Source organism: Pseudomonas sp. H1_D04 (assembly GCF_054683855.1).
Genome location: NZ_CP162826.1, coordinates 4245780 through 4271695, shown reverse-complemented (window position 1 = coordinate 4271695; position 25916 = coordinate 4245780). Strand labels below are relative to the sequence as shown.

Here is a 25916-nt window from a genome sequence, read left to right as displayed (position 1 = left end):
GTCACTTCCTTAACGTGGCGTTCAACCTTTGTTCGAGCGAGGTGAGGATATTTTGTGTCGTGGTATTCACCTCATCGTCATTAAGAGTGCGCGATGGATGCTGCCAGGTCAAGCCAACTGCAAGGCTTTTTCTATGCGGATCAATGCCTTTACCTTGATAGACGTCAAATAGCCTGAGGTCTGTCAGCCATTCCCCTGCATTTTCACGGATAACATCCAAAACGGCAGTGGCGGCAACTTCACGGTCAGCGATCAGTGCCAGGTCGCGGCGCACTTCTGGGAAGCGCGACAGCTCGCTGAATTTAGGCATCTTGCCCGAGGCGACTTCAGCCAGGACCAACTCGAAAACGAATACTGGACGGTCGAGACCGAGGGTTTTCGACAATTCTGGGTGGATAGCACCGACGAAGCCTACCAAGCGACCTTCACGTTCAATACGTGCAGTCTGCCCTGGATGCAGCGCCGGGTGGCTGCCAGGAACGAAGGTGAACGCATCCAATGCACCAGCAAAGCCAAGGACGGCTTCCACGTCAGCCTTGACGTCGAAGAAGTCCACAGCATCGCGGCCCTGCGCCCAGCCCTCCGGCAAGCGACTGCCGCAGACAACACCGGCCAGCATCGGCTCTTGCTTCAAACCGTCCAACTGACCAACGAAACGCAGACCACTTTCAAACATGCGCACGCGGTCTTGCTGGCGGTTCAAGTTGTGGGAAAGGGCCTTCACCAGACCAGGCCATAGAGACGAGCGCATCGCGGCCATGTCGTTGGAGATCGGGTTGGCCAGCAACAGGGGCTGGACACCAGGGTTGAACAGTTCGAACTGTCTCGGATCGATGAAGCTGTAGGTCACCGCTTCCTGGTAACCACGGGCAACCAGCAGACGACGCAACTCTGGCAAGTGCGCACGCGCCTCGGCCTTGGGTTGCGGTGCCAGGCGCGCTTGCGGATAACGAACCGGCAGGCGGTTGTAACCGTACAGACGAGCCAACTCTTCGATTAGATCGACTTCCAGGCTGATATCGAAGCGATGGCTTGGCACTTCAACATGCCACTGCCCTTCCCCGCCCGCAGAGATGTTCAACCCGAGGGCCGACAACAGTTGCTCGATTTCAGTCGGTGCGATGACCAGGCCAAGCATTTGCTCAACGCTCTTGGCGCGCAGGGTGATCGGCGCAACGCACGGCAGATGCTGTTCGCTGACAATCTCAGTGATCGGGCCGGCTTCGCCACCGGTGATTTCCAGCAGCAGGCCAGTGGCGCGCTCCATGGCTTCACGGGCGAGCTTCCAGTCTACGCCACGCTCGTAACGGTGCGACGCATCGGTGTGCAGGCCGTAGGAGCGGGCCTTGCCAGCGATGGCGATTTGATCAAAAAACGCGCTTTCAAGGAAGACATCGCGAGTGGTCGCGGAAACACCGCTGTGCTCGCCACCCATTACGCCGGCGATCGCAAGAGCGCGGGAATGGTCAGCGATCACCAGGGTGTCGGCGCGCAGGCTGACTTCCTGGCCGTCGAGAAGAACCAGCTTCTCGCCTTCTTCAGCCATGCGTACGCGGATGCCACCGTTGATTTCGGAGAGATCGAATGCGTGCAGCGGTTGGCCCAGTTCCAGCATCACGTAGTTGGTGATGTCGACGGCAGCGTCGATGCTGCGCACGTCGGCGCGGCGCAGGCGCTCAACCATCCACAGTGGAGTTGGCTTGGACAGGTCGACGTTGCGAATTACGCGGCCCAGGTAACGTGGGCAGGCAGCTGGCGCCAGCACCTCAATCGGACGCACTTCATCGTGTACCGCAGGCACGGCGGCAACTACTGGACGGGTAACCGGGGCGTTGTACAGCGCGCCCACTTCACGGGCCAGCCCAGCCAGGGACAGGCAGTCGCCACGGTTTGGGGTCAGGTCGACCTCGATGCTGGCGTCTTCCAGTTCCAGGTAGACACGAATGTCCTGGCCAACAGGCGCATCCGCCGGCAGCTCCATCAAGCCGTCGTTACCTTCGCCTACCTGCAGCTCCGCCTGGGAGCACAGCATACCGTTGGACTCAACGCCGCGCAGCTTAGCCTTCTTGATCTTGAAGTCGCCTGGCAGTTCGGCACCGATCATGGCAAACGGAATCTTCAGACCCGGACGCACGTTTGGCGCTCCGCACACCACCTGGAAAGTTTCCGCCCCGTTGCTGACCTGGCACACACGCAGTTTGTCGGCATCAGGGTGCTGCTCGGTGCTCAGCACTTCGCCCACAACCACGCCACTGAAAACACCGGCGGCCGGCGTTACGCTATCGACCTCAAGACCGGCCATCGACAGACGAGCAACCAGCGCGTCGCGATCTACCTGCGGGCTTACCCAGCCGCGCAGCCATTGTTCACTGAATTTCATCCTGCTCTCCTAAAGATTCGTTACGACTAGCGAAATTGCGCGAGGAACCGCAAGTCGTTGTCGAAGAACAGACGCAAGTCGTTCACGCCGTAACGCAGCATGGCCAGACGCTCAACGCCCATGCCGAAGGCAAAGCCCGAGAACTCTTCCGGATCTATCCCGGACATGCGCAGCACGTTGGGGTGAACCATGCCGCAGCCCATCACTTCCAGCCAACCAGTCTGCTTGCAGACTCGGCAGCCTTTACCGCTGCACATCACGCATTCCATGTCGACTTCAGCGGAAGGCTCGGTGAACGGGAAGAACGATGGACGGAAACGTACCGCCAGCTCTTTCTCGAAGAACACTCGCAGGAACTCTTCGATGGTGCCTTTGAGGTCGGCGAAGTTGATATCGCGATCAACCAGCAGGCCTTCGACCTGATGGAACATCGGCGAGTGGGTGATATCGGAGTCGCTACGATAAACGCGACCTGGGCAGACGATGCGGATCGGCGGTTTGTTCGCTTCCATGGTGCGGACCTGTACCGGTGAGGTATGGGTGCGCAACAGCATGTTCGCGTTGAAATAGAAGGTGTCGTGCATCGACCTGGCCGGGTGATGGCCTGGGATGTTGAGCGCCTCAAAGTTGTGATAGTCGTCTTCGACCTCAGGGCCTTCGGCAATGCCATAGCCTATATGGGTGAAGAACTGCTCGATACGTTCCAGAGTCCGGGTGATCGGATGTAGACCGCCCGAGGCTTGGCCACGGCCAGGCAAAGTTACATCAATAGACTCGGCGGCGAGTTTGGCCGCGAGATCGGCCTCCTCCATCGACGCCTTGCGCGCATTGAGAACCTCTGTGACGCGCTCCTTGGCAACGTTAATCAGCGCGCCGACTTGCGGGCGCTCTTCGGCTGGCAAATTCCCCAGGGTCTTCATCACCTGAGTCAATTCACCCTTTTTGCCAAGGTAGTGAACCCGGATTTGCTCCAGGGCATTGATATCTTCAGCGCTTTGCACAGCCTCAAGAGCTTGAGCGACGAGCGCGTCCAGGTTTTCCATGTACAGACTCCAGATACAAAATAGGGGAAGAGCTTGAAGGCTCTTCCCCTATTTATGACGTTTACCACCTTGGGCTACAGGAGCAGCCCAAGGTGACTGTCGGGGGTACTTAAGCCAAGGAGGCTTTAGCTTTCTCGACAATCGCAGCAAACACCGCTTTTTCGTTCACGGCCAGTTCAGCCAGAACCTTACGGTCGATTTCGATGGACGCTTTTTTCAGGCCAGCGATGAAACGGCTGTAGGACAGACCGTTAACACGCGCACCGGCGTTGATACGAGCGATCCACAGAGCGCGGAACTGACGTTTTTTCTGACGACGGTCACGGTAGGCGTATTGGCCTGCCTTGATTACCGCTTGTTTGGCAACACGGAATACGCGTGAACGCGCGCCGTAGTAGCCTTTAGCAAGTTTCAGAATTTTTTTGTGACGCTTACGGGCCATGACGCCACGCTTTACACGAGCCATGAGTTACTTCCTCTATTCTTGATCCAAAATTAACGAAGGCGCAGCATGCGCTCGACTTTTGCCACGTCAGACGGATGCAGCAAGCTGCTACCGCGCAGTTGACGCTTACGCTTGGTCGACATTTTGGTCAGGATGTGGCTCTTGAAAGCGTGCTTATGCTTGATACCGTTAGCAGTTTTCAGAAACCGCTTAGCAGCACCACTTTTAGTCTTCATCTTTGGCATGTTCGGATACTCCGCATTCAGTTGATAAACATAATCAGAAGGCCTGCCGTGCCCTGTTGATTACTTCTTCTTTTTCGGGGCGATGACCATGATCAGTTGGCGTCCTTCCATCTTAGGATGCTGTTCGACCGAACCGTACTCAAGCAAGTCAGCTTCAACCCGCTTGAGGAGTTCCATCCCCAGCTCCTGGTGGGCCATCTCACGGCCGCGGAATCGCAAGGATACCTTGGCCCTGTCCCCATCACTCAGGAAACGTACCAGGTTGCGCAGTTTTACCTGGTAATCCCCTTCCTCCGTCCCTGGACGAAACTTGATTTCTTTTACTTGAATCTGCTTTTGGTTCTTCTTCGCCGCGGCAACCTGCTTCTTCTTTTCGAAGATCGACTTGCCGTAGTCCATCACCCGACAAACAGGTGGGATTGCATCGGCGGAGATTTCCACCAAGTCCAGCTTGGACTCTTCTGCAATACGAAGCGCTTCATCAATCGAGACGATGCCAATCTGCTCGCCGTCAGCGCCAATTAACCGAACCTCGCGTGCCGAGATATTCTCGTTGATCGGGGCTTTCGGTGCAGCTCGTTTATCTTGTCTCATTTCACGCTTAATAATAATTACTCCGAATCTGGGCGACCACGCCGGGAAACCGCTTGCGCGAGGAACTCAGCGAACTGGGCGACGGGCATAGAGCCCAGGTCAGCACCTTCACGAGTACGCACAGCGACAGTCTGCATCTCGACTTCCCGATCTCCAATAACCAAAAGATAGGGGACCTTGAGCAAAGTATGCTCGCGGATTTTAAAGCCGATCTTTTCATTTCTCAAGTCGGACTTGGCACGAAATCCGCTTTCGTTGAGAGTTTTTTCAACTTCAGCGGCAAATTCTGCCTGTTTATCAGTGATATTCATGATCACTGCCTGGGTCGGAGCCAGCCACGCGGGGAATGCACCCTCGTAGTGCTCGATCAGGATCCCAACGAACCGTTCGAACGAGCCGAGGATCGCCCGGTGCAGCATAACCGGGTGCTTACGACTGTTGTCTTCGGAGACGTATTCGGCTCCCAGACGGATCGGCAGGTTAAAATCGAGCTGCAGGGTACCACACTGCCAGACGCGGCCAAGGCAATCTTTCAGCGAGAACTCGATCTTCGGACCGTAAAACGCGCCCTCCCCCGGCTGCAGGTCGTACGCAAGCCCCGCACTATCAAGCGCTGCGGCCAGTGCCGCTTCGGCGCGATCCCACAGCTCGTCGGAACCGACACGCTTTTCCGGACGAGTGGACAGTTTCATCTCGACGTCGGTGAAACCGAAATCGCGATAAACGTCCATGGTCAGCTTGATAAACGCAGCGGATTCAGCCTGCATCTGCTCTTCTGTGCAGAAGATGTGGGCGTCGTCTTGAGTGAAGCCGCGCACGCGCATGATGCCGTGCAGCGCACCCGACGGCTCGTTACGGTGGCAAGCACCGAACTCGGCCAGGCGCATCGGCAACTCGCGGTAGCTCTTCAAGCCCTGGTTGAACACCTGCACATGGCATGGGCAGTTCATTGGCTTAATGGCGTAGTCGCGGTTTTCCGACTGGGTGGTGAACATATTGTCGGCGTAGTTGGCCCAGTGCCCGGATTTCTCCCACAGGCTGCGATCAACGACCTGCGGGGTCTTGATCTCCAGGTAACCGTTATCACGCTGCACCTTACGCATGTACTGCTCAAGCACCTGATACAGGGTCCAGCCGTTCGGATGCCAGAACACCATACCCGGCGCTTCTTCCTGGAGGTGGAACAGATTCAGGCGCTTGCCGATCTTACGGTGATCGCGCTTTTCAGCTTCTTCGATGCGCTGGACATAGGCGGCCAGCTGCTTCTTGTCAGCCCAGGCAGTGCCATAGATACGTTGCAACTGCTCATTCTTAGCGTCGCCGCGCCAGTAGGCGCCGGACAGCTTGGTCAGCTTGAATGACTTGAGGAAGCGTGTGTTCGGCACGTGCGGACCACGGCACATGTCGACGTATTCTTCGTGGTAGTACAGGCCCATGGCCTGCTCGTCCGGCATGTCTTCCACCAAACGCAGCTTGTAGTCCTCACCACGGGCAGTGAACACTTCGATCACTTCGGCGCGTGGGGTGACTTTCTTGATGACGTCGTAATCTTTCTCGATCAGCGCGTGCATGCGCTGCTCAATGGCAGCCATGTCGTCCGGAGTGAAAGGACGTTCGTAGGCGATGTCGTAATAGAAGCCTTCTTCGATAACCGGACCGATTACCATCTTCGCGGTTGGGTACAACTGCTTGACCGCATGGCCAATCAAGTGCGCGCAAGAGTGGCGAATGATCTCCAGCCCCTCTTGATCCTTGGGCGTGATGATTTGCAGACTGGCGTCAGAGGTGATCAGGTCACTGGCATCAACCAGTTTGCCGTCGACCTTGCCGGCCACAGTCGCCTTTGCCAGACCGGCACCAATGGATGCGGCGACCTCGGATACGGATACAGCATGATCGAATGAACGTTGACTGCCATCGGGAAGAGTAATAGTTGGCATGGCGCCTCCTCTCCTAGTGGTGACCCCTACCAAAGGTCACGTGGGTTGGGATGAGCCAGTACAAGATCCAATACCAGGCCGTTCAGTGATGAACGCCTGCCTTACAGCGGCAGGAGCCTTTCGGCCAACCGATAATCGAACCAGAGTGACTGGAGTGAACAAAAAGAACATGGCAAGGCGGCAAATGGCGCGCCCGGGAATAGCCAGGGGAGCGATGCTAGCACAGATGAACGGTCATCGCGCCGGCGCCAGGCCAGGTAACTACTAATTCCAGCCTTTATAGCTGCAAAACGGAACTTGAGCTGTACGCACTACCTCAAACCCACTGAGAATCGCTGTTTGTCCTCGACCCAAAGGAGCATCCCATGATGCGTTTTACTTCTACCCTCGCTCTCGCCGCTACCCTGAGCCTCCTTTCCATCGGCGCGCAGGCTGCTGCGCCCTCCAATTGGCCGGCCGGTGCCCGTGACAGTTTCATCAACGACTGCAGCGCGGCCGCCAGCCAGAACGTTGACGTCAAAACGGCCAAAGCCCACTGCGAATGTGGCGCCGACAAGATCAACGCCGAATTGAGCAGTTCCGAAATCAAGGAATTGATGACCAATCCGAACGCCAGCGCACCACTTAAAAACAAAGCGGTGGCTGCAATTTCATCCTGCAAAGTCGTGAAGAAAAAGTAAGATCGGCGCCAGATCAGACGGCCGCTCTGCTGGAAAAATCGCCCGAAAACTGCCATTTCTCACAAATTACGCAGCTTTTACGGCTTTTTTTAACAGCTGATATTTCGCGCCAAAGCCCCGTAGACCGGGGCTTTCAGCCGACCTAAGCACTAAATGCAACGCTATTGATTGGCAAACAATGCCTTGGGGGGCTCCCAAGCCGAACATTTCGACTATGATAGCCCGGTGTGCCCAGTTGGCCTGAGCAGCACAGCACTACTGAAAATATATGTTTCTTGGAGATACACCATGTCTAATCGCCAAACCGGCACCGTTAAATGGTTCAACGATGAAAAAGGCTTCGGCTTCATCACTCCTCAAGGTGGCGGTGACGACCTGTTCGTACACTTCAAAGCTATCGAAAGCGACGGTTTCAAAAGCCTGAAAGAAGGCCAAACCGTTTCCTTCGTGGCTGAGAAAGGCCAAAAGGGTATGCAAGCTGCACAGGTTCGCGGCGAGTAATTCTCCGCTGAGCTAAAAAAACCCCGTCCATGTGGCGGGGTTTTTTATGGGCGCTGCAAAAGCAGCGATCAGCCGCAATTGACGCGAGTGATCACCAAGTTGTCGTCAGCGTTTAGGTTCAAGCGGTCGGAGCGGTATTCCAAAGTGATCATATCGTTGGGCTTGAGGATGCGAGCATTCTGCGCACCGGCACGGGCCCGGGCTTGCTCCAGCAACTGAGGCGAAGCTTTCTGGCCGATTGTGAACTCGGCAGCCTTTGACTCACAGCGGCTATGACCTGCATCGGTCACTGCGGCGTCTTTGGCTGGCTCAGAGGTACCCGGGGTGCTGCAACCCGCCAACGCGAGTGCTGCCAACAAAGTACCGAATGATGCGAGCTTCCAAGGCATGAAGCCTCCTATTGAAAAAATGAACAGAGATCGTGCGACAACCGTCTTGCAGATTGGTTTCAAGACGTAAATCGCCGTCGGGCAAGTCTGCCTGACTATCAGCAGGCATTCGCCCGATCAATCGTGACCAGATATGAACATAATCAGTAGATGTCGATGTAGTCAAAAGGTGGCTTGGGCCAGTTTTGCTTCAGCGCGTTGAAAACCTGTGTGACCCAGACCTCGTCGCTGGCAGCGACATTTCCGACGTAACCGGAGCCCTTTGCCCAGGTCTCAAGACGAAACAACAGGCCATCTATGTCAGTGCCCCCGACTACCCCAGATGATAGGTAGGCGATACCGGCCTTGGTCACACGCAGTTGAGTATGTTCGTCATCACTGGCACTGGCGATCAATTGGCGCACGGCGGCCAGGGTGAGATTCTCGGGGTCATTCAAATCGATCTGCACGCGGTATTCCCCGGCAATTAAACAGGAGCACAGTGTCGCACAGCACTTGATTCATGCCTAAGTAGCAGTGCCAAACGCCGCGCAAAATGCTTAACTGCGCCCGGTAAAGCCGCGCCCCAGCGCATTACCCAGTATTTCAGCTCGTGAGACCTCCATGACCACCGTAACGCTCCAAGCCGACATCAAAGCCAAGTGGCCCCAAGGACAAAGCTCCTACAGCCCCGGAAGCCCAGAGGAACTGGCAATCATCGGTATAGACCTGCTGGTCAAGGAACTCGGCACTCAGGCGGCACAAGCCTTCATTGGCCAGGTATTCGAGAAATACCCGGCCGATCACATGGGGGCACACAACCCCGAGCGCGAATAAGAACCGGCCGACGAACGTCGACCGGCAATCGGTTTACTTCAGCCGCGCAAGGCGCTCAGTCAGCAGATCGAAGAAGCCCTGAGCGTCGCCGTTCTCAACCCAGAACGCATTCTTTGGTTGTTTCAGACCGTCGTACCAATCGACGATGGTCTGCCCGAATGTCGGGCCTTCACGGCTGTCCACCACCACATTGACCTCGCGACCACTGAACAGCGAAGGCTTGAGCAGGTACGCAACAACGGTGGCGTCATGTACCGGGCCGCCCGGGATGCCGTAGTGCTCCATATCGCCTTTGACGTATTCGTTGAGAATATCGCCGACGACCTTGCTGGCGTTGTTCTTGAGGTCGGCAATCTTTTTCAGACGCGCCTCACTGGTCAGTACCTTGTGGGTCACATCCAGCGGCAGGTAAGTCAGCTTGACCCCACTCTTGAGCACGATCTCTGCAGCAATCGGATCGGCGAACAGGTTGAACTCGGCAACCGGCGTGATATTGCCTCCATTGAAGTGCGCGCCGCCCATCACCACCACTTCTTTGATGCCCTGGGTGATTTCCGGATCCTGAGTCAGTGCCAGCGCCAGGTTGGTCTGCGGACCCAGCATGGCGATAGTGATGCTGTGAGGCTTGGCAGCACGAAGGGTCTTGATCAGGTAATCAACGGCATTGCCTTCGGCCAGGCCCTTTTTAGGCTCATGCACGGTGACGCCGGAAACGCCCTCCTTGCCATGGATGTTTTCGGCATAGATCGGTTTGCGCAGCATCGGCGCTGGTGCACCGGCGTAGACCGGAATGTCCTCACGCCCCGCCCACTCGCGGGCCAGGCGCGCGTTACGCGAGGTCTTGTCCAGGCGCACGTTACCGGCGACGGTGGTCAGCGCACGGATGTTCAATTCGTCCGGGGAAGCCATGGCGAAGAGCAAGGCCACTACATCGTCGGCACCTGGGTCAGTGTCGATGATGAGGTCGATTTTTTCCGCCGCGTGGGCGCTTGCAGCAGTGAGCGCGGACAAAAGCAGGACACTCCGAAACAGATTTCTCAGGATTGGAAGACCACGTTGCATAAAACACTCCTTGTCGTTGGGGAACTCTAGAACGTTACGCCGGACACCAGCGCGATATTGCAGTAAGGCTGGCATTCGCCGGTGCGCACGACCGCGCGCGCCTGGCGACTCAGTTGCTTGAACGCTTCATGACTGAGTAGACGTCGCTCGCCGAGGGCGGCCTGTTCACTCAGCACGTTCAACTGCGCCAGCGCAGGTGGCTGCTTGAGCAGGATTTCTTCCGCCAGCACGTGGCTTTCCACCTGCATCTCACTGAGCACGATACGCAAAGTGCTGATGAAATCAGGAATACCTTTTGTAAGCGCCAGGTCGATCAACTCGACGCCGGGCGGCACCGGCAAACCAGCATCGCCGATCACCAGAATGTCGCCATGGCCCAGGGAAGCTATCAGCCGCGACAGAGCGATATTGAGCAGAGGGGTCTTTTTCATAAAGGTACAAAACCTTGAACGTCATGCAGCGTAGGAATGGAAGGTTGCGCACCCGCACGTGTGACTGACAATGCCGCAGCGACCTGACCAAAACGTATGGCCTCGGCTTCGCTTTTACCGCTGGCAAGGGCCGCCGCAAAACCACCGACAAAGGTATCGCCAGCAGCCGTGGTATCCAACGCCTTGACCTTGGGCGCCACCAAGTGCTCAAAGCCACTGCCATCCGCAAACAATGCACCTTGGGCGCCCAGAGTGATGATGACTTTGCCGGCACCGGCTTTAATCAGTTGCGTGGCAGCCACTTTGGCACTGTCCAGAGAGTCGACTGTCACACCGCTCAATGCGGTGGCCTCGCTTTCGTTGGGAATCAGATAATCGACCGAGGCATACCACTCGGCGGGCAGCGGTGCGCTGGCCGGCGCAGGGTTGAGGATCACGGTCTTGCCCAGTTCACGACCGCGCTTGAGCGCATAGGCCACGGTAGCCATCGGCACTTCCAGCTGGCAGATGATCACATCGGCGGCTTGCAGCACCGCATCAGACGCCTGCAGTGACGCGGGCGTCAGCTCGCCGTTGCTGCCGGCAACAATCACAATCGCATTCTGGCTGCTGTCATCCACCACGATCAACGCCACGCCACTGGAACCGTCCACGGTACTGACGGCCTGGCAATCGATACCTTCTACCAGCAATGCGTCACGCAACTCAGTGCCGTAGGCATCGGTGCCGACACAGCCAATCATCGCCACACTCGCACCCAGTCGCGCCGATGCAACGGCCTGGTTGGCACCCTTGCCGCCCGACACCGTGGAAAAAGTTTGGCCAATCAGGGTCTCACCGGCACGGGGCAGCCGGCTGGCGCGGGTGACCAGATCCATGTTCAAGCTGCCTACTACCACTACTTTTGCTGGCATACATCAGTACTCATCAATTCGATTCAGCGGTATTGCGCGAACACACCGGCGACGGGCGCCGTCGACTCGCGCAATACGATGCTCGGCGTCACGATGCGTTGATCGATCGGCAGTTGGGGTGTTGCAATTCGTCGCAGTAAAAGCTCGGCGGCCGTCTCGCCCAGTTGCAGGATCGACTGGCCGACCGTGGTCAGGGCCGGGTACACATAGCGGCCCATTTGAATATCATCAAATCCGATCACCGACAGCTCGCCGGGCACGCGGATATTACGCTCAGCTGCAGCACGCAATACGCCAAAGCCGATCATGTCGTTACTGGCAAAAATCGCGCTGGGCGGGTTCTGCGCCAGCAATTGCACGGCAGCAGCATAACCGCCGGTGCTGGTGAAGTCGCTTTCCCGGGTGCGATTGGGCGCAACGTCCACACCGGCCTCGCGGAGCGCGCGCTGGTATCCCGCCAGGCGCATTTGCGCGACACGGGTGTGGGCCGGGCCGCCGATACAGGCGATGTCCCGATGCCCCAGCTCAAGCAAATGCCGGGTCGCCAGGTAGGCGCCCTCTTCATGATCGATGCGCACCAGATCGACATCAATGCCGTCCAGCGCCCGGTCGACAATCACCATGGGCGTGCGCACCGCGCTCAACCCTGCGGCGAGGCCGCTGTCATCACCACCCACCGAGGTCACGATCAAGCCGTCGATGCGCTTTTCCAGCAACACCCGCAAATAGCTGCGCTGTTTTTCAGCATTGTCGTCGGAGTTGCAGAGGATCACGCAGTAGCCGTTACGCTCGCAGTAATCCTCGATGCCTCGTGCCAGCTCCGCGAAATACGGGTTGAGGCTGTTGGGTACCAGCAAACCGATGGTGGCCGTGGTCTTGGCCTTGAGCGAGCGCGCGACGGCGCTGGGCACATAGTCGAGCTGCTTGATGGCCGCTTCGACCTTGACCCGTACCGGCTCACTCACTGGGCGCGTCTTGTTCACCACATGGGACACGGTGGTGTAGGAAATTCCTGCAAGCGCCGCCACATCCTTGATCGTTGCCATGGTTCAGCCCCGCCGACTAGCACGTTGGCTGCGGTACGTATCGAGAACCACGGCAATCACGATCACAGCACCGGTGATGATGCGCTTCGTGGGCTCCGTGGCGCCGATCTGTGCCAGGCCAGCGGCCAATACCGAGATAATCAACACGCCAAAGAAGGTACTGATTACCGAACCGCGCCCGCCCATCAGGCTGGTGCCGCCGATCACCACCGCGGCGATCACTTGCAGCTCCAGACCGGAGCCAGCGTTCGGGTCCGCTGCTTCCAAACGCGAGATCTGGAATAACGCCGCGACACCGGCCAGCAGGCCCATGAGACTGAACACCAGAATCTTGTAAGGCTTGGGATTGATACCGGCCAGGCGCACGGCCTCTTCGTTGGTGCCGATACCGATCAAGTAACGACCGAACACGGTGCGGGTCAATACTAGCTGTGCAGCGATGATCACCAGCAAGGCAATGATGAACGACGGCGAGATACCAAACGCAATCGGGTTGGACAGCCAGGCAAACGAATCACCGATGTAGGCGGTGCGCGAACCGGTCATTTGGTACGCAACGCCCCGCGCCATTTCCAACACACCGAGGGACACGATAAACGACGGGATCCGCCAGGCCACGGTGATCGAGCCGGTGATGGTGCCGGCCAACGCGGCGCAGCCCATGCCGAGCAGAGCGGCCGGCAACACGCTCCAGCCCCACCCGAGAATCGCCACGCTGACTGCCGACGCCGCCAGGGCCAGCACCGAGCCCACCGACAAGTCGATACCGCCGATGATCAGGATGAACGTCATGCCCACCGCCAGCACCATCAGGTCCGGGATCTGGTTGGCCAGGGTGCTGAAGGTGTCATAGGACAGGAAGTGGTCACTGAGCACCGAAAACAGCGCAATCATCGCGAGCAAGGCGCCCGCTAGCCCCAGGTAGGTGCCCAGTCCGTAGAAGTTGCCGCCCGCTTTACCGGAGGTAGTTGTGGTTTTCATGGGGTATCCCTAAGCACTGCGTCATTGAGCAGCGCATCACGTTTCTGATAGCCGGCAAAGGCGGCGGCGAGCAATTCGTCCTGGGTCCAGCTGTCACGCTCAAAGGTCTCGATCAGACGCCCGGCAGACAGTACGCCGATGCGGTCGCAGATCAGCATGAGCTCACGCAGGTCGCTCGATACCACCACCAGCGCTTTGCCCTGGCGGGTCAATTCGCCGAGCAAGGCATAAATGTCGAACTTGGCACCCACATCAATTCCGCGGGTGGGTTCGTCGAACAACATCACCGAGCAGTCGCGCTCCAGCCAGCGGCCAATCACCACTTTCTGCTGATTGCCGCCGGACAGTTCCGACACCAGTTGCGCCGGGCTGGAACTGCGGATGCGCATGGCGTCGATCTGGCGCTTGGCCAACGCGGTTTCATCGCGGCTGTTTACCACGCCGCCGCCAGAGATTTCCGGCATGTTGCCCAGGGCAATATTGGCACTGATGGACTGAGTCAGCAGCAGGCCTTCACCCTTGCGATCTTCAGTGATCAGGGCGATACCATGCCCCACTGCATCCACGGGAGAGCGAATACTCACCACCTTAGCCGGTGAGCCCAGGGCCACGGTGCCGCTGTCGGCCAGATCGGCACCAAAGATCAGACGCAGCAATTCGGTACGGCCAGCGCCGATCAGGCCGGAAATGCCATAGATCTCGCCGGCACGCACTTCAAAGGACACGTCACGGACTTTGTCCGAGCGGCTCAGGCCTTTCACAGTCAGGGCCGGGCCGCCGATGCTGCGCGGCCCCAGGTCGATGTGTTCACCCAGCTCGCGCCCCACCATCAAGGTGACCAATTGCTCACTGTTGTAATTGGACATCGGTTCGACGCAGACCAGCTTGCCGTCGCGCAATACCGCAATGCGCTGGGCAACACGGGCCAACTCTTCCAGCCGGTGCGAAATGTAAATAATCGCCACGCCCCGAGCCTGCAGGCGGGTGATTTGCTCAAACAGCATCTCGACTTCACGCGCGGTGAGCATGGCCGTGGGTTCGTCGAGGATCAGTACATGGCAGTCGCCAATCAGGTTACGGGCGATCTCAACCATTTGCTGGTGACCGATGCCCAGGCTGCCGACCAGCGTGTCAGGGTCGATGGCGTCCAGGCCGACTTGGGCCATGGCCTCGATCGCGGCTTTGCGCAGTTGCTTGCGGCTGATCCAGCCACAGTGGCTGGGCAGGTTATCCAGGAACAGATTTTCGGCCACGGTCAGCGTCGGCAGCAGGTTGAGTTCCTGCATGACCATGCGCACACCCAACGCTTCAGCCTGGGTACGGCTGGCAGGACAGTAATCCTGACCATTGAATTGCATGTGCCCGGTGGTCGGCGTGACCAGCCCGCCGATGATCTTGGACAGGGTGCTTTTGCCTGCACCATTCTCGCCGGTCAGCGCCAGCACTTCCCCACGGTTGAGCGTGAGGGTGATGTCGGACAGAACCGGTTGGGCATAGGTCTTACCGATACCGCTGACCGAGAGGACAGCGTTCGGGGCGGAAGATGACATAGGAAAATCTCCAGGCGCCCGCTCAGGACGAGCGGGCGCTGTTGGGTGCCGCCAGAATTACTTCTTGAGGACGAGTTCGACCGGGGTTTCGATCACGCCGTCTTTGGCATCGACTTTCTCACCCTTGACCAGCTTAAGGGCGTTCTGGATACCGAATACCGCTTGCTGGGCAGCTGCCTGGTCGGCGGTAGCCAGTACGCGGCCGTCCTGCAACATCGGCTTGATCGCTTCGATATTGTCGTAACCCACGACCATTACCTTGCCCGCCTTGCCTGCCGCACGCACCGCGGAGACAGCGCCCAGGGCCATATTATCGTTACCGGCCAGCAAGGCCTTGAGGTCCGGGTATTCGCTCAGCATGGCCGAGGCGACTTTCTGGCCCTGGTCGATTTCCCAGTTGCCGGATTGAGTGGAAACGATCTTCATACCGGCAGCGTCCATCGCATCTTTGTAGCCAGCGGTGCGCTGCTGGGCGTTGGTGGTAGTCGGTACGCCTTCGATGATGCCGACCTTGTCACCTGCTGCCAGTTGCTTGGCCAGGTAGTCGCCCACGAGCTTGGAGCCCTTGCGGTTGTCGGGGCCAACGAAGGGAATATCGAGATTTTTGCTTTTCAGTACACCGGGGTCCAGGCGGTTGTCGATGTTGACGACCTTGATACCGGCGTCGGAGGCTTTCTTCAGTACGGTGACCAGTGCTTTGGAGTCAGCAGGCGCGATGACGATGGCGTTGACCTTGGCAAGGATCATTTGGTTGACGATATCGATCTGCGCGCTGGTATCAGTTTCGTTCTTGATGCCGTTGGTGATCATGTCGAAATCGGCGGCATGGTCTTTCTGGTAAGCCTTGGCACCGTCCTGCATGGTGACGAAGAATTCATTGGCGAGAGATTTCATCACCAGGCCGACCTTGGGTTTGGCGGCGGCGTCGTCAGCAAAGGCAGAGGACAGAGGTAAAGCGGCGGATGCGGCAGCAAGCACAGCGACAGCAAGAAGACGTCCAGCGAATGGCAGCTTCATGGGTTCACTCCGATCTTATGATTATTGTGAGCAACGCTTGCACCGAAGAGTCCTTCGGCAGCCATCCCACACGGGTGGCTGATTCGATCTTTCAGAGCACTCAGGGAGCACCGCGTGAAACATCTCGCAAACGTTTGCGTTAATCAAACTATGAGAACCTTGTCGAGATTTGTCAACGGTAGAACACAGCCTTTCATCTAAGGCCTCTAGCCTCTGTCCTCCCGTCCGGCGAAAGGACGTTATTAAACATTCCCTCCAACGCTTCGTTCTCTGAAACGACAGACCTCTTCATGCGACTCAGTATTTCCCGATGATCATCTTCGGACAACCGAACGCAATCATGCAGCGTGTTCGGAAAGCCGGACAGACGCATTGCGTGACCCGCCATAAGAACGACAATTATTGTTATAAATCAGCTAGTTAATTTATATCCAAGAACTTAATCAGCCTGGTACAAATCCTGCTCCTACCCAGCACCTCGTGGCATTCAGAACCGCCCGGGCGCTCTAGATGAACCTGCTACAGCACTCATCAAAAACCAGAGAGAAAAACAATGAAATCTGCACTGAAGAACTTTGTTCCGGGCGCGTTAGCCCTTCTGCTGCTGTTCCCTGTTGCCGTTCAGGCAAAGGAAGTTGAATCCAAGACCAAACTGGCCAACGTGGTAATTCTCGCCACCGGTGGCACCATTGCCGGCGCTGGCGCCAGTGCGGCCAACAGCGCTACCTACCAGGCGGCCAAAGTCGGTATCGAGCAATTGATCGCCGGTGTTCCTGAACTTAGCCAGATTGCCAATGTGCGTGGCGAGCAAGTGATGCAAATTGCATCCGAAAGCATCAACAACGAGAACCTGCTGCAACTGGGTCGCCGCGTCGCGGAACTGGCTGACAACAAAGACGTGGATGGCATCGTGATCACCCACGGTACCGACACCCTGGAAGAGACCGCCTACTTCCTGAACCTGGTGGAAAAAACTGACAAGCCAATCGTGGTAGTTGGTTCCATGCGCCCAGGCACCGCCATGTCGGCCGACGGCATGCTCAACCTCTACAACGCCGTGGCTGTAGCCGGCAGCAAGGACGCGCGCGGTAAAGGGGTGCTGGTGACCATGAACGACGAGATCCAATCGGGTCGCGACGTAAGCAAGATGATCAATATCAAGACCGAAGCCTTCAAGAGCCCATGGGGCCCAATGGGCATGGTGGTTGAAGGCAAATCCTACTGGTTCCGCCTGCCTGCCAAGCGCCATACCATGGATTCGGAATTCGACATCAAGAACATCAAAAGCCTGCCGGACGTCGAAATCGCCTACGGCTACGGCAACGTAAGCGACACAGCCTACAAAGCCCTGGCCCAGGCTGGTGCCAAAGCAATCATCCACGCGGGTACTGGCAATGGCTCGGTATCTTCCAAAGTGGTACCTGCCCTGGTGGAACTGCGCAAGCAAGGCGTGCAGATCATTCGCTCCTCCCACGTGAATGCCGGCGGCATGGTGTTGCGTAACGCTGAACAGCCTGACGACAAATACGACTGGGTTGCTGCCCTCGACCTGAACCCGCAGAAAGCGCGGATTCTGGCAATGGTTGCCCTGACCAAGACCCAAGACAGCAAAGAGCTTCAACGGATTTTCTGGGAATATTGATTCCTGACTGAACCCTGTATGTGGCGAGGGAGCTTGCTCCCGCTCATGTACGCAGCGCCCGAAAGCTTCTTTTGGGGCCGCTTCGCGGACCAGCGGGAACAACTTCCCTCGCCACAACAACCTACCTATCCCTCTCCCCCCGCCCTACACCCAACCCCCTAACTCGCCGCCAGACGAATCTCTTAAATTTTAAGCAGTTGCGAAATTGCCCACACTTAAATACTGTATGCACGTACAGCTTATTAAGGAATGCTCCGTGGCAAAGTCATCTTCCGCAGTACCTACCCCGCCCGATGCCTACACACGCCTGGCCATTCGCGTGCAAAAAATCATCAACTCCACCAATGCCCAAAAAGCCAAGGCAGCCCTGATCTTCCGCTTGCCGGAGGAACCAGAGGACGATTGGCAGCGCTTGTTGGAGGAGATTGCGGAGAACGACAACGTCACCCTAGCCTACCGGGATGACGGTGGCGTGCAGATTTTCTGGGTTGTGCCGAAGGAAGATTGATTGAATGAGTGCCCGTTTTATTGCTGTGTGTTGCCTGTTTTTTGCCGTTACCGCTCACGCTCAGGCGCCCCGAACCTTCAGTGAAGCCAAAAAAGTTGCCTGGACACTCTACGCCCCGCAATCCACCGAGTTCTATTGCGGCTGCAAGTACAGCGGCAACCGCGTTGACTTGAAAGCCTGCGGATATATCCCACGCAAAAACGCCAACCGCGCCGCACGCATCGAGTGGGAACACATTGTTCCGGCCTGGCAGATCGGACATCAGCGCCAGTGCTGGCAGAATGGCGGGCGCAAGAACTGCACGCGCCATGATGAAGTGTTCAAGCGTGCCGAAGCAGACCCCAATCGGATAATGATGTCAATGGAGACCGAAGCAACTTCAGCTTTGGCTGGCTGCCGGTGCAACGCGGGCAGTACGGCTCATGCCTGACCCAAGTGGATTTCAAGGCCAAGAAGGTGATGCCGCGACCTTCCGTACGCGGGATGATCGCGCGAACCTACTTCTACATGAGCAAACAATACGGCTTGCGCCTGTCGAAACAGGATCGTCAGTTGTACGAAGCCTGGAACAAAACCTACCCGGTCCAAGCCTGGGAGCGCCAGCGTAACCAGACGGTGGCGTGTGTGATGGGGCGTGGCAATGAGTTTGTCGGCCCGGTCAACCTGAAAGCCTGCGGTTGAAGATGGGCGGCACTGCCGCCCAATCGGCCCGTTACTGCGCAGGCTGGTGTTCGATGATCTCAGACACCGTGTCAGTTTTCTTGGCACGAGCCATCTTTTCGTTAAGCAGGGTCTGCTTTGCCTCGGCTTCGGCCTTAGTTGCGAACGGCCCCAACAGCACTTCGTCCTTGCCGTCGACCTTAACGATATAAAAATTGAAACCATGTTCGAGCAACCAGGCGGTCAGGTCGGTGATCGCCTGCAGTTTGTGGTCCGGCGGACCTACTCGCAGGTCCCACTCTTGGGCGGCAATCGCGCCGGTTTGTGGCTGGCTTTCGGTCACGGCAGGCTTGGCCTTGGGGGCGTCGACGCGTTTGCCTTCACCGCAACCGGCCAGTGCCAACACCGCAATTGCCATCGCTACTTTACGCACTGCCCTGCTCCTCTAAGGATAAAGAGGCAACTTTATCATTCACTGTCTATTCTGGCCGTCATAAACGTTGGCTTAAACAATGCGAATGATGTATCCCAGACCTGTATGATGCCGCCATGGGAATTAATGTCGCCTCTATGCGTCCTAAAAGAGGCAGTCACAGGGAAGCGCTTAGCAGTAAGCTACACACATCCGACACCTGCCCTGTCTGAAACATGTGTCCTAAAAGCAATCAAGGAGAAGTCCATGCTTATACTCACCCGCAAAGTCGGTGAAAGCATAAACATCGGTGATGACATCACGATCACCATCCTGGGCGTCAGCGGCCAGCAAGTAAGAATCGGCATCAACGCCCCCAAGGATGTTGCCGTGCATCGCGAGGAGATCTACCAGCGCATCCAGGCCGGCCTGACCGCTCCGGATAAAAACCAGACGCCTTGAGGCGCACTCAGTAGCCAGCCCTTTCGTTCATGTAACGGCTGGCGAAAGCCTATTGGACTGTTCTTGGGCTGAATGAGTGATCAGCGTCGTCCAAAGTCCATGCGCCCCAAAGATGAAATTATCCTCGCGTCTGGAACTTGTTCCACTATCCAAAGCCGAATCTCCTGACTGACATACTTCCATCCGTGTGGACTCAGGAGCACGTCGATGAGGCCCATTACCGCGCAGCCATTTTTTTCCAGATCCTGGATGATTGCCCTGCTGATTGGGCTGGCCTTTGTGGGCGTAGAATATGGCCTGCGGCTGGAAGTCGAAGGTTCGGACCCCGCCTATCCTAAGTCCTGGTTTGATTTGGCACTGCTGCTGTGTGCGTACCTGTTCATGTTCTGCCTCAAGCCTATCCAGAAAGCATTGCAGCGTCAGCTGTGCCGGCGGGCCGAAAATAGAACTGGCGGCTGACCAAGCGAACCAAGCCGAGACCGGATGCGGACTCGGCTTTTTTGTGTCAGCCCACTGCGCTCTGCAGGTACAACAAGCCATCAGCGCTGCGATGCACCTGCAACTGTTTATACCCTTCAATCGATGGATGCTCCGTGAGCATGGGCTTGAGGTGCGTCGATGTTACGACCAGCACATCCGCACCCGCCGCCTCCCCCGCACGAATCCCCACCGTCGCATCCTCAAACACCAGACAATCCTGCACCGGCACACCCAGGCGTTGCGCACCCAGCTCATAACAGGCGGGGTTCGGTTTGCCGATGGCCACATCCTCGGCCGTTACCAACACCGCCGGTGGCGCAATACCCGCTGCCTGCAACCGACGCAATGCCAACGCCTTCGGCGCAGAGGTGACCAATGCCCACTGATCACCAGGCACGCTATTGAGAAACTCGACGGCACCGGGAATCGCCACGACGCCTTCCACATCGTTGATTTCAGCCTCGGTAATCCACTGCGCTTCAACTTGCGGGTCGACGCCGGGCAATGCCTGGCGCGTGATAGTGTCAATCGCCCGCGCACCATGAATGGTGGTCAGGAAGGCCGCCACGTCCAGCCCATGGCGTTCAGCCCAGATGCCCCACACTCGTTCGGCAGCGGCAATGGAGTTGAGCAGGGTTCCATCCATATCGAACAGGAAGGCGCGGTAAGGGCGGGCTGATACAGCTGAACCTCGGATAGACACTGCAGGGTTTCCTCGTAAGCTGAAACGAATAATCGGCCCGATGCAATCTACGGATCACCCACTGGGTTGTAAACGCTGACGCCCCAACAGCCAGCCAATCATTACGAATTTGTCATCATCCTGTTGGCTGGCTGTTTGAAGTACGGGGTTACCGTGAGCGCACTGGCACGACTCAACTACCCAGTGCAGGCCATGGCCTGCGCCAGTGACAATTGATCGAGCTACACTGGCGCCACGTATTGAATCAAGGCATTTCACATGAACATCCTCGTTGTCGAAGACGAACCCAAGGCCGGTAATTACCTCCTCAACGGCCTGCAGGAACTGGGCTACTCCGTAAGCCTGGCACGGGACGGCGTGGACGGCCTGCACCAAGCACTGGAAACGCCGTTCGACGTGATCGTGCTGGATGTAATGATGCCGAAAATGGACGGCTGGGAAGTACTGCGCCGCCTGCGTAAAGACTCCGACACCCCAGTGCTTTTTCTGACAGCTCGCGACGATATTGCCGATCGCATCAAGGGCCTGGAGCTGGGTGCCGATGATTACCTGATCAAGCCCTTCTCTTTCGCCGAGCTGGTAGCACGCTTACGTACCCTGACCCGTCGCGGCCCGATCAGGGAAGAAGAACACCTGCAAATCGCAGATTTGCACATCGACGTACTGAAACGCCGCGTCACTCGCGCCGGTACACGCATCACCCTGACCAATAAGGAGTTCGCACTGTTGCACCTGTTCGCCACCCATCAGGACCAAGTGCTGTCGCGCTCGCTGATCGCCTCGCGGGTATGGGACATGAACTTCGACAGCGACACCAACGTGGTGGACGTGGCCGTACGGCGCCTGCGCCTGAAAATCGACGACCCGTTCACGCTCAAGTTGATCCACAGCGTGCGGGGCATTGGCTACCGTTTCGATACCCAACCATGACCCACCGTCGCCATTATTCCCTGACACTGCGCCTGGCCCTGATCTTCGCCCTGCTCGCCTTTGCACTGCTCGCTACCGTCGGCGTGGCGCTGTACCGCGAGTTGGAGCGCGAGCTGATCCGCCGCGACGATGTGCAATTGATTTCCCGCGTGGATCAACTACGCAACCTACTTAACGACAGCAACACACTGGACTTGATCAAGACCAAGCCGGAACTGTTCCAGAATATGTTGGGCAACCGCGAATCGGTGCTGAGCATCGCCGCACCCGGCCAAAAACCGCTGCTGCTGGTAAACCCCGCCAACATCGATCTGCCAGCAGTCGAGCCGGTCCCCAAAGGCCACATCCTCACGCTGAGCGATGTGCAGCATCTGCCGGGCGTAAATGGCGTGCCCTTTTCCACCTTGGCCGCATCCATAGACTCCGGCGACCTGGGGAGCCTGCAAGTCACCAGCGGGCGCCTGATGACCGAGCGTACCGCCATGCTCGCCAGCTATCGGTTGAGCGTGTACGTCCTGGCGAGCATCGCCGCGATCTTCCTCGCACTGGTGGGCTACCTGTTGGTGCATCGCGGCCTGCTACCGTTACGTCGACTGGCCCGACACGCTCAAGGGATCGGCGTCGGCAACCTGGCCGAACGCATCGACAGCCAGGGAGTACCAAAAGAACTGCTGCCGATGATCGAGTCGTTCAACACCATGCTTGAGCGCCTGGCCAAGGGTTTTGCGCAACTAGGCCAAGTATCCACCGACATGGCCCACGAACTGCGCACGCCGATCAACAACCTGCTGGGGGAAACCCAGGTTGCCCTGCAACAGAACCGCAGCATCGAAAGTTATCAGCAGCTCTTGGCCTCCAATGTCGAAGAGCTTGAGCGCCTGGCGCGAATGCTCGACAACATGCTGTTCTTGGCCCGCACCGACCCGGCCAGCGCCCTGCGCCAGCGCCAGGCACTCAGCGCCGCCGATGAAGTGGCCCGCATCGCCGATTACTTTGAAGGTTTGGCAGGCGATGCGGACATCAGCATTCGTGCCGAGGGTGAAGGCGTGATCTGGGCCGAACCGATGCTGCTGCGCAGGGCCCTGGCGAACCTGTGCGCCAACGCCATCAAATACGGCGCACCGGGTTCCGAGTTGTTGATCCAGGCGATTGCAGACGCCGAGGGCATCCACCTGCGAGTCAGCAACCAGGGGGAAACCATCCCTGCCGTGCATTTATCGCGACTGTTTGAGCGGTTCTATCGGGTGGATGAATCAAGGGAACGTTCGGCCCAGTCCAATGGCCTGGGCCTGTCGATTGTGGCGACCATCATGCAGTTGCATCACGGCCGGTACAGCGTCAGCAGCAAGGACGGCGTGACCTGTTTCGAACTGTTTTTCCCTGGCCGCGAGGCGTAAACAATCGCCTCTTGCCGCCACCGGCAAGCCGAAGTGTCATCCCTGGGGCGGCGTCAACTGACCTGACCGCCCACTTCCACCACGTCTACCGGCGTGTTCCACGCCGTAGCTACTGCGACGCGCAACCCATCGACCAAGCTCGACAGCGCCATCAATGGCTGGTTGGGAACGTGAATAAAACCACTGCGAACATCCGTGCCCGCAAGCACGTGCTGCAAACGGTAGAACACCTGATTGCAGACAAACGTGCCCGCCGTCTGGGACACCGCCGCGGCTATCCCCGCCCCACGCACCGCCTTGACCATGGCCTTGATCGGTAGCGTCGAAAAATAGGCCGCCGGGCCATCCACGACAACTGCCGTATCGATGGGCTGATACCCCAGGTTGTCGGGGATACGCGCGTCGTTGATATTGATCGCCACCCGCTCGATGGAAATCTCGCCGCGCCCCGGCGCCAGACCAGTGGCGATAACCATGACCGGACGCAGTTCATTGATGAGTTGCACCAGACACTCGGGGGCGGTGGTGAACGCACAGGGCAGCCGACGCGCAACAATCTGCACATCCTCGGCGAGCTGCACGCCGTCCAATTGGCGTGCGGCCTCCCAGGACGGATTAACCGAATCTTGATCAAAGGGCTCAAAGCCCGTCAGCAGTACGGTACGCATACAAGACCTCACATCAACAGGTAGAGCAGCACAATATTGACCACCAGCATCATCAGCGCCGTCGGCAACTGGGCCTTGATCACTGCGTTCTTGTCCGGCAATTCCAGCAACGCCGCCGGCACGATGTTGAAGTTGGCGGCCATTGGCGTCATCAGGGTCCCGCAGTAACCGGAGAACATGCCGATGGCGGCCATCACTGCCGGGTTGCCGCCGTAAATGCCCACTAACACCGGCACACCGACGCCGCCAGTCATCACCGGGAAAGCGGCGAAGCCATTGCCCATGATCACCGTAAACAGTGCCATGCCCAACACATACACCATCACCGCGACCAACTTGAAATCCAGGTTGATGTAAGTGGTGGTGACGTGGGCGACAGCCGTGCCGACGCCCGCTTCATTGAACAGCAGCCCGAGCATCGCCAGCATCTGCGGCAACACCATGGCCCAGCCCAGGGCTTCGGTGAGGCGGCGTGATTCGCGCAAGGCCTGCACCGGCGTATCGCGGGTCAGCCAGCAGGCCAGGCCGAGAGCGATCAGACAGCCGATACCGAGAGACACGAAGGTGGTGTTTTTCGGATCCAGCAACGGTATACCGCCGATCTCGGTGTGCTTGAGCAATACCGAGCCGATTACCGTGGTCAGGGGAATGGCCAGCGCCGGTATAAACAGCTTGTGGCCCAGGCGGCCAGCACTGGCGCGCGAGGCCTTGTCGTGCAGCTCGACATGGGTGCCACGCCCCACGCCGCCGAACCCTGCTATCAATGCCATCACCACCACACCCGCCCCGATCACCACCGATGGCAGGCGCTCGCCCACCAGAAACGGTATGGCAAACAACAGCCAGAACAAGGCACTGGACCAGCGCTTGGGATGGGTTCGGTCCAACAGAATCATGCCTGCGGTGATCAGCAACAACACACCAGCCAGCCAGTAGAGGTATTGAATGGAAATAATCATTGGGAGGCCCCTGCCGGCGTGGCGACGGGAGTCATCTCACGCGTCAATCGTCGATCAAACCGATGCAAGCGGATCGCGTGGATGATGAAGGCGCAGATCGCCGTCGGGATACCCCACACCGCGATGTGCAGCGGCTCGACATCAATCCCCGAACCCAGCAGGAACGTGTGCATCAATGCAATGGCGCCAAACGCAACGAAAATGTCTTCGCCAAAAAACAGCCCGACGTTGTCCGTCGCCGCGCACATGGCCAGCACTTTATGCCGCAACTTGTCCGGCAGCTTGCCGTAGCGCTTTTCCGCCGCACCTTCGGCCATCGGTGCCAACAGCGGGCGCACCATCTGCGGGTGCCCGCCCAGACTGGTCAAGCCCATGGCGGCGGTGGATTCACGCACGAACAGATAGATGATCAGCAGACGCCCGACAGTGGCACGCTCAAACCGTGCAATCCAGTTCTGCGCATGCAAGCGCAAGCCATGGCGCTCCAGCAAGCCGATGACGGCCAGGGGCAACAACAGGATCAATTGCAGGGCGCGGGTCTGAAGGAAGCCATCACCCATGGTGGCGAGGATTTTTTCCAACGGGAAGTGGGCAGCAAGCCCGGTGGCAATAGCCGCAGCGGTGACCACCAACAGCGGATTGAAACGTAAAACAAAGCCAACCACGATCACAAGTACGCCGATCAACGGCCATAAGTTCACAACAGTTTGCATGGCGGAGAGGTCCTTAAGTGCGCGCTGCGGCGCCATTACAGCAGGATGTGAACAAAGGGTTCACAGCAGGAAGTGGCGTGCAGTCGGCTCGGTTTTTTTATTGTTGACCCGTCAGGGCGAGCGTCAGTGGCAGCAACTGTGCTGCCTGAAAGCGGAAGGTGTCCAACAAGAAAAATTGTTGCTGCGAACCAATAAATTTTGTCGGCGACTGGAGTCCACACCGTTAACAACCTGTAGACAGTCCGCGACAGATTCGCGCATCGTGGCGCCGCGTGCTTATGGCGCCTTCATTACAACTTTAAATATGGAACGGCTGAGACCGACGCCAAGCAGCCATCCCTCATCCAA

General features: G+C 57.9%; 29 protein-coding genes and 1 pseudogene. 10 read left to right on the top strand and 20 right to left on the bottom strand.

Features of this window, described 5'->3' with window-relative positions; genetic code table 11:
* Position 1 precedes the first annotated feature (1 nt).
* The 6 genes from pheT to thrS form a co-directional block, all read right to left on the bottom strand.
* Positions 2–2380 carry a phenylalanine--tRNA ligase subunit beta gene (gene pheT, locus AB4N82_RS19865; protein ID WP_122764674.1) on the bottom strand — a complete coding sequence of 793 codons (2379 nt, stop codon included), beginning with the start codon at positions 2378–2380 and terminating at the stop codon, positions 2–4.
* Positions 2381–2406: 26 nt separating this feature from the next.
* Positions 2407–3423, bottom strand: coding sequence for a phenylalanine--tRNA ligase subunit alpha (gene pheS / locus AB4N82_RS19860; RefSeq protein ID WP_032886973.1), 1017 nt, complete (start codon positions 3421–3423; stop codon positions 2407–2409).
* Positions 3424–3532: 109 nt separating this feature from the next.
* Positions 3533–3889 carry a 50S ribosomal protein L20 gene (gene rplT / locus AB4N82_RS19855; protein ID WP_003192488.1) on the bottom strand — a complete coding sequence of 119 codons (357 nt, stop codon included), beginning with the start codon at positions 3887–3889 and terminating at the stop codon, positions 3533–3535.
* Between the two features lie 29 nt (positions 3890–3918).
* A complete protein-coding gene (gene rpmI / locus AB4N82_RS19850; RefSeq protein WP_002553160.1) occupies positions 3919–4113 on the bottom strand; it encodes a 50S ribosomal protein L35 in 195 nt (64 codons plus the stop codon).
* 60 nt (positions 4114–4173) lie between these two features.
* The gene (gene infC, locus AB4N82_RS19845) at positions 4174–4725 is read right to left on the bottom strand and encodes a translation initiation factor IF-3 (RefSeq protein WP_015884933.1); all 552 of its coding nucleotides are present in this window, start codon (positions 4723–4725) and stop codon (positions 4174–4176) included.
* Complete coding sequence (gene thrS, locus AB4N82_RS19840; RefSeq protein WP_032886975.1) at positions 4725–6647, bottom strand: threonine--tRNA ligase; 1923 nt, start codon at positions 6645–6647, stop codon at positions 4725–4727. The genes infC and thrS overlap by 1 nt, the downstream gene beginning before the upstream one ends.
* Before the next feature lie 365 nt (positions 6648–7012).
* Between thrS and AB4N82_RS19835 the strand changes: the two genes are divergently transcribed.
* Both AB4N82_RS19835 and AB4N82_RS19830 read left to right on the top strand, forming a co-directional pair.
* Positions 7013–7327, top strand: a complete 315-nt coding sequence (locus AB4N82_RS19835; RefSeq protein WP_081797709.1) for a hypothetical protein — start codon at positions 7013–7015, stop codon at positions 7325–7327.
* Between the two features lie 288 nt (positions 7328–7615).
* Positions 7616–7828, top strand: a complete 213-nt coding sequence (locus tag AB4N82_RS19830; protein ID WP_003234260.1) for a cold-shock protein — start codon at positions 7616–7618, stop codon at positions 7826–7828.
* Between the two features lie 68 nt (positions 7829–7896).
* Here AB4N82_RS19830 and AB4N82_RS19825 read toward each other — a convergent pair whose 3' ends face one another.
* Together AB4N82_RS19825 and AB4N82_RS19820 are read right to left on the bottom strand one after the other, a co-directional pair.
* The gene (locus AB4N82_RS19825) at positions 7897–8217 is read right to left on the bottom strand and encodes an I78 family peptidase inhibitor (RefSeq protein WP_032886976.1); all 321 of its coding nucleotides are present in this window, start codon (positions 8215–8217) and stop codon (positions 7897–7899) included.
* A gap of 143 nt (positions 8218–8360) precedes the next feature.
* Positions 8361–8666, bottom strand: a complete 306-nt coding sequence (locus AB4N82_RS19820; RefSeq protein ID WP_032886977.1) for a hypothetical protein — start codon at positions 8664–8666, stop codon at positions 8361–8363.
* Between the two features lie 154 nt (positions 8667–8820).
* Here AB4N82_RS19820 and AB4N82_RS19815 point away from each other — a divergent pair, with 154 nt between their 5' ends.
* On the top strand, positions 8821–9033 hold the full coding sequence (locus tag AB4N82_RS19815) for a hypothetical protein (RefSeq protein WP_032886978.1): 213 nt from the start codon (positions 8821–8823) through the stop codon (positions 9031–9033).
* Positions 9034–9066: 33 nt separating this feature from the next.
* Here the strand turns inward: AB4N82_RS19815 and AB4N82_RS19810 are convergent, their stop codons facing one another.
* Genes AB4N82_RS19810 through AB4N82_RS19780 form a run of 7 tightly spaced genes read right to left on the bottom strand, consistent with a single transcriptional unit; the run spans position 9067 to position 16034 of the window.
* The gene (locus tag AB4N82_RS19810; RefSeq protein ID WP_095185579.1) at positions 9067–10095 is read right to left on the bottom strand and encodes a nucleoside hydrolase; all 1029 of its coding nucleotides are present in this window, start codon (positions 10093–10095) and stop codon (positions 9067–9069) included.
* Positions 10096–10121: 26 nt separating this feature from the next.
* On the bottom strand, positions 10122–10526 hold the full coding sequence (rbsD, locus tag AB4N82_RS19805; RefSeq protein ID WP_032886981.1) for a D-ribose pyranase: 405 nt from the start codon (positions 10524–10526) through the stop codon (positions 10122–10124).
* Positions 10523–11440 carry a ribokinase gene (rbsK, locus tag AB4N82_RS19800; protein ID WP_122764673.1) on the bottom strand — a complete coding sequence of 306 codons (918 nt, stop codon included), beginning with the start codon at positions 11438–11440 and terminating at the stop codon, positions 10523–10525. The genes rbsD and rbsK overlap by 4 nt, the downstream gene beginning before the upstream one ends.
* Positions 11441–11463: 23 nt before the next feature.
* Positions 11464–12486, bottom strand: coding sequence for a LacI family DNA-binding transcriptional regulator (locus tag AB4N82_RS19795; RefSeq protein ID WP_032886984.1), 1023 nt, complete (start codon positions 12484–12486; stop codon positions 11464–11466).
* Positions 12487–12489: 3 nt separating this feature from the next.
* Positions 12490–13467, bottom strand: a complete 978-nt coding sequence (locus AB4N82_RS19790) for an ABC transporter permease (protein WP_032886985.1) — start codon at positions 13465–13467, stop codon at positions 12490–12492.
* Positions 13464–15017, bottom strand: coding sequence for a sugar ABC transporter ATP-binding protein (locus AB4N82_RS19785; protein WP_122764672.1), 1554 nt, complete (start codon positions 15015–15017; stop codon positions 13464–13466). The genes AB4N82_RS19790 and AB4N82_RS19785 overlap by 4 nt, the downstream gene beginning before the upstream one ends.
* A gap of 57 nt (positions 15018–15074) precedes the next feature.
* Entirely contained in the window at positions 15075–16034 is a 960-nt protein-coding gene (locus tag AB4N82_RS19780; RefSeq protein ID WP_032886989.1) for a sugar ABC transporter substrate-binding protein, read from the bottom strand.
* A gap of 553 nt (positions 16035–16587) precedes the next feature.
* On the opposite strand from AB4N82_RS19780, the gene AB4N82_RS19775 reads away from it, so the two are divergent.
* The 3 genes and pseudogenes from AB4N82_RS19775 to AB4N82_RS19765 all read left to right on the top strand — a co-directional run bounded on the left by AB4N82_RS19775 (position 16588) and on the right by AB4N82_RS19765 (position 18865).
* Positions 16588–17676 carry an asparaginase gene (locus tag AB4N82_RS19775; protein WP_122764671.1) on the top strand — a complete coding sequence of 363 codons (1089 nt, stop codon included), beginning with the start codon at positions 16588–16590 and terminating at the stop codon, positions 17674–17676.
* 256 nt (positions 17677–17932) lie between these two features.
* A complete protein-coding gene (locus AB4N82_RS19770; RefSeq protein WP_095185575.1) occupies positions 17933–18184 on the top strand; it encodes a DUF1654 domain-containing protein in 252 nt (83 codons plus the stop codon).
* Positions 18185–18188: 4 nt separating this feature from the next.
* Positions 18189–18865 (top strand): annotated as a pseudogene (locus AB4N82_RS19765) (endonuclease).
* 31 nt (positions 18866–18896) lie between these two features.
* On the opposite strand, the gene AB4N82_RS19760 reads toward AB4N82_RS19765, so the two are convergent.
* Positions 18897–19262, bottom strand: a complete 366-nt coding sequence (locus AB4N82_RS19760; protein WP_081797711.1) for a penicillin-binding protein activator LpoB — start codon at positions 19260–19262, stop codon at positions 18897–18899.
* Between the two features lie 261 nt (positions 19263–19523).
* Here AB4N82_RS19760 and csrA point away from each other — a divergent pair, with 261 nt between their 5' ends.
* Together csrA and AB4N82_RS19750 are read left to right on the top strand one after the other, a co-directional pair.
* Complete coding sequence (gene csrA / locus AB4N82_RS19755; RefSeq protein WP_003192511.1) at positions 19524–19718, top strand: carbon storage regulator CsrA; 195 nt, start codon at positions 19524–19526, stop codon at positions 19716–19718.
* 207 nt (positions 19719–19925) lie between these two features.
* Entirely contained in the window at positions 19926–20177 is a 252-nt protein-coding gene (locus tag AB4N82_RS19750; protein ID WP_099602674.1) for a hypothetical protein, read from the top strand.
* 46 nt (positions 20178–20223) lie between these two features.
* Here the strand turns inward: AB4N82_RS19750 and AB4N82_RS19745 are convergent, their stop codons facing one another.
* Positions 20224–20901 carry an HAD family hydrolase gene (locus AB4N82_RS19745; protein ID WP_122764670.1) on the bottom strand — a complete coding sequence of 226 codons (678 nt, stop codon included), beginning with the start codon at positions 20899–20901 and terminating at the stop codon, positions 20224–20226.
* A 258-nt stretch (positions 20902–21159) separates the two neighbouring features.
* Here AB4N82_RS19745 and AB4N82_RS19740 point away from each other — a divergent pair, with 258 nt between their 5' ends.
* Both AB4N82_RS19740 and AB4N82_RS19735 read left to right on the top strand, forming a co-directional pair.
* A complete protein-coding gene (locus AB4N82_RS19740) occupies positions 21160–21831 on the top strand; it encodes a heavy metal response regulator transcription factor (RefSeq protein WP_032886997.1) in 672 nt (223 codons plus the stop codon).
* Positions 21828–23228 carry a heavy metal sensor histidine kinase gene (locus AB4N82_RS19735; RefSeq protein ID WP_122756863.1) on the top strand — a complete coding sequence of 467 codons (1401 nt, stop codon included), beginning with the start codon at positions 21828–21830 and terminating at the stop codon, positions 23226–23228. Before AB4N82_RS19740 ends, AB4N82_RS19735 begins: the two co-directional genes overlap by 4 nt.
* Positions 23229–23281: 53 nt before the next feature.
* On the opposite strand, the gene pcp is transcribed toward AB4N82_RS19735, so the two are convergent.
* The 3 genes from pcp to AB4N82_RS19720 are packed head-to-tail and all read right to left on the bottom strand — an operon-like array spanning position 23282 to position 25568.
* Entirely contained in the window at positions 23282–23896 is a 615-nt protein-coding gene (gene pcp / locus AB4N82_RS19730; protein WP_032886999.1) for a pyroglutamyl-peptidase I, read from the bottom strand.
* 8 nt (positions 23897–23904) lie between these two features.
* The gene (locus AB4N82_RS19725) at positions 23905–24855 is read right to left on the bottom strand and encodes a DUF979 domain-containing protein (RefSeq protein ID WP_032887000.1); all 951 of its coding nucleotides are present in this window, start codon (positions 24853–24855) and stop codon (positions 23905–23907) included.
* Complete coding sequence (locus AB4N82_RS19720; RefSeq protein WP_032887001.1) at positions 24852–25568, bottom strand: DUF969 domain-containing protein; 717 nt, start codon at positions 25566–25568, stop codon at positions 24852–24854. The genes AB4N82_RS19725 and AB4N82_RS19720 overlap by 4 nt, the downstream gene beginning before the upstream one ends.
* Positions 25569–25916 lie beyond the last annotated feature (348 nt).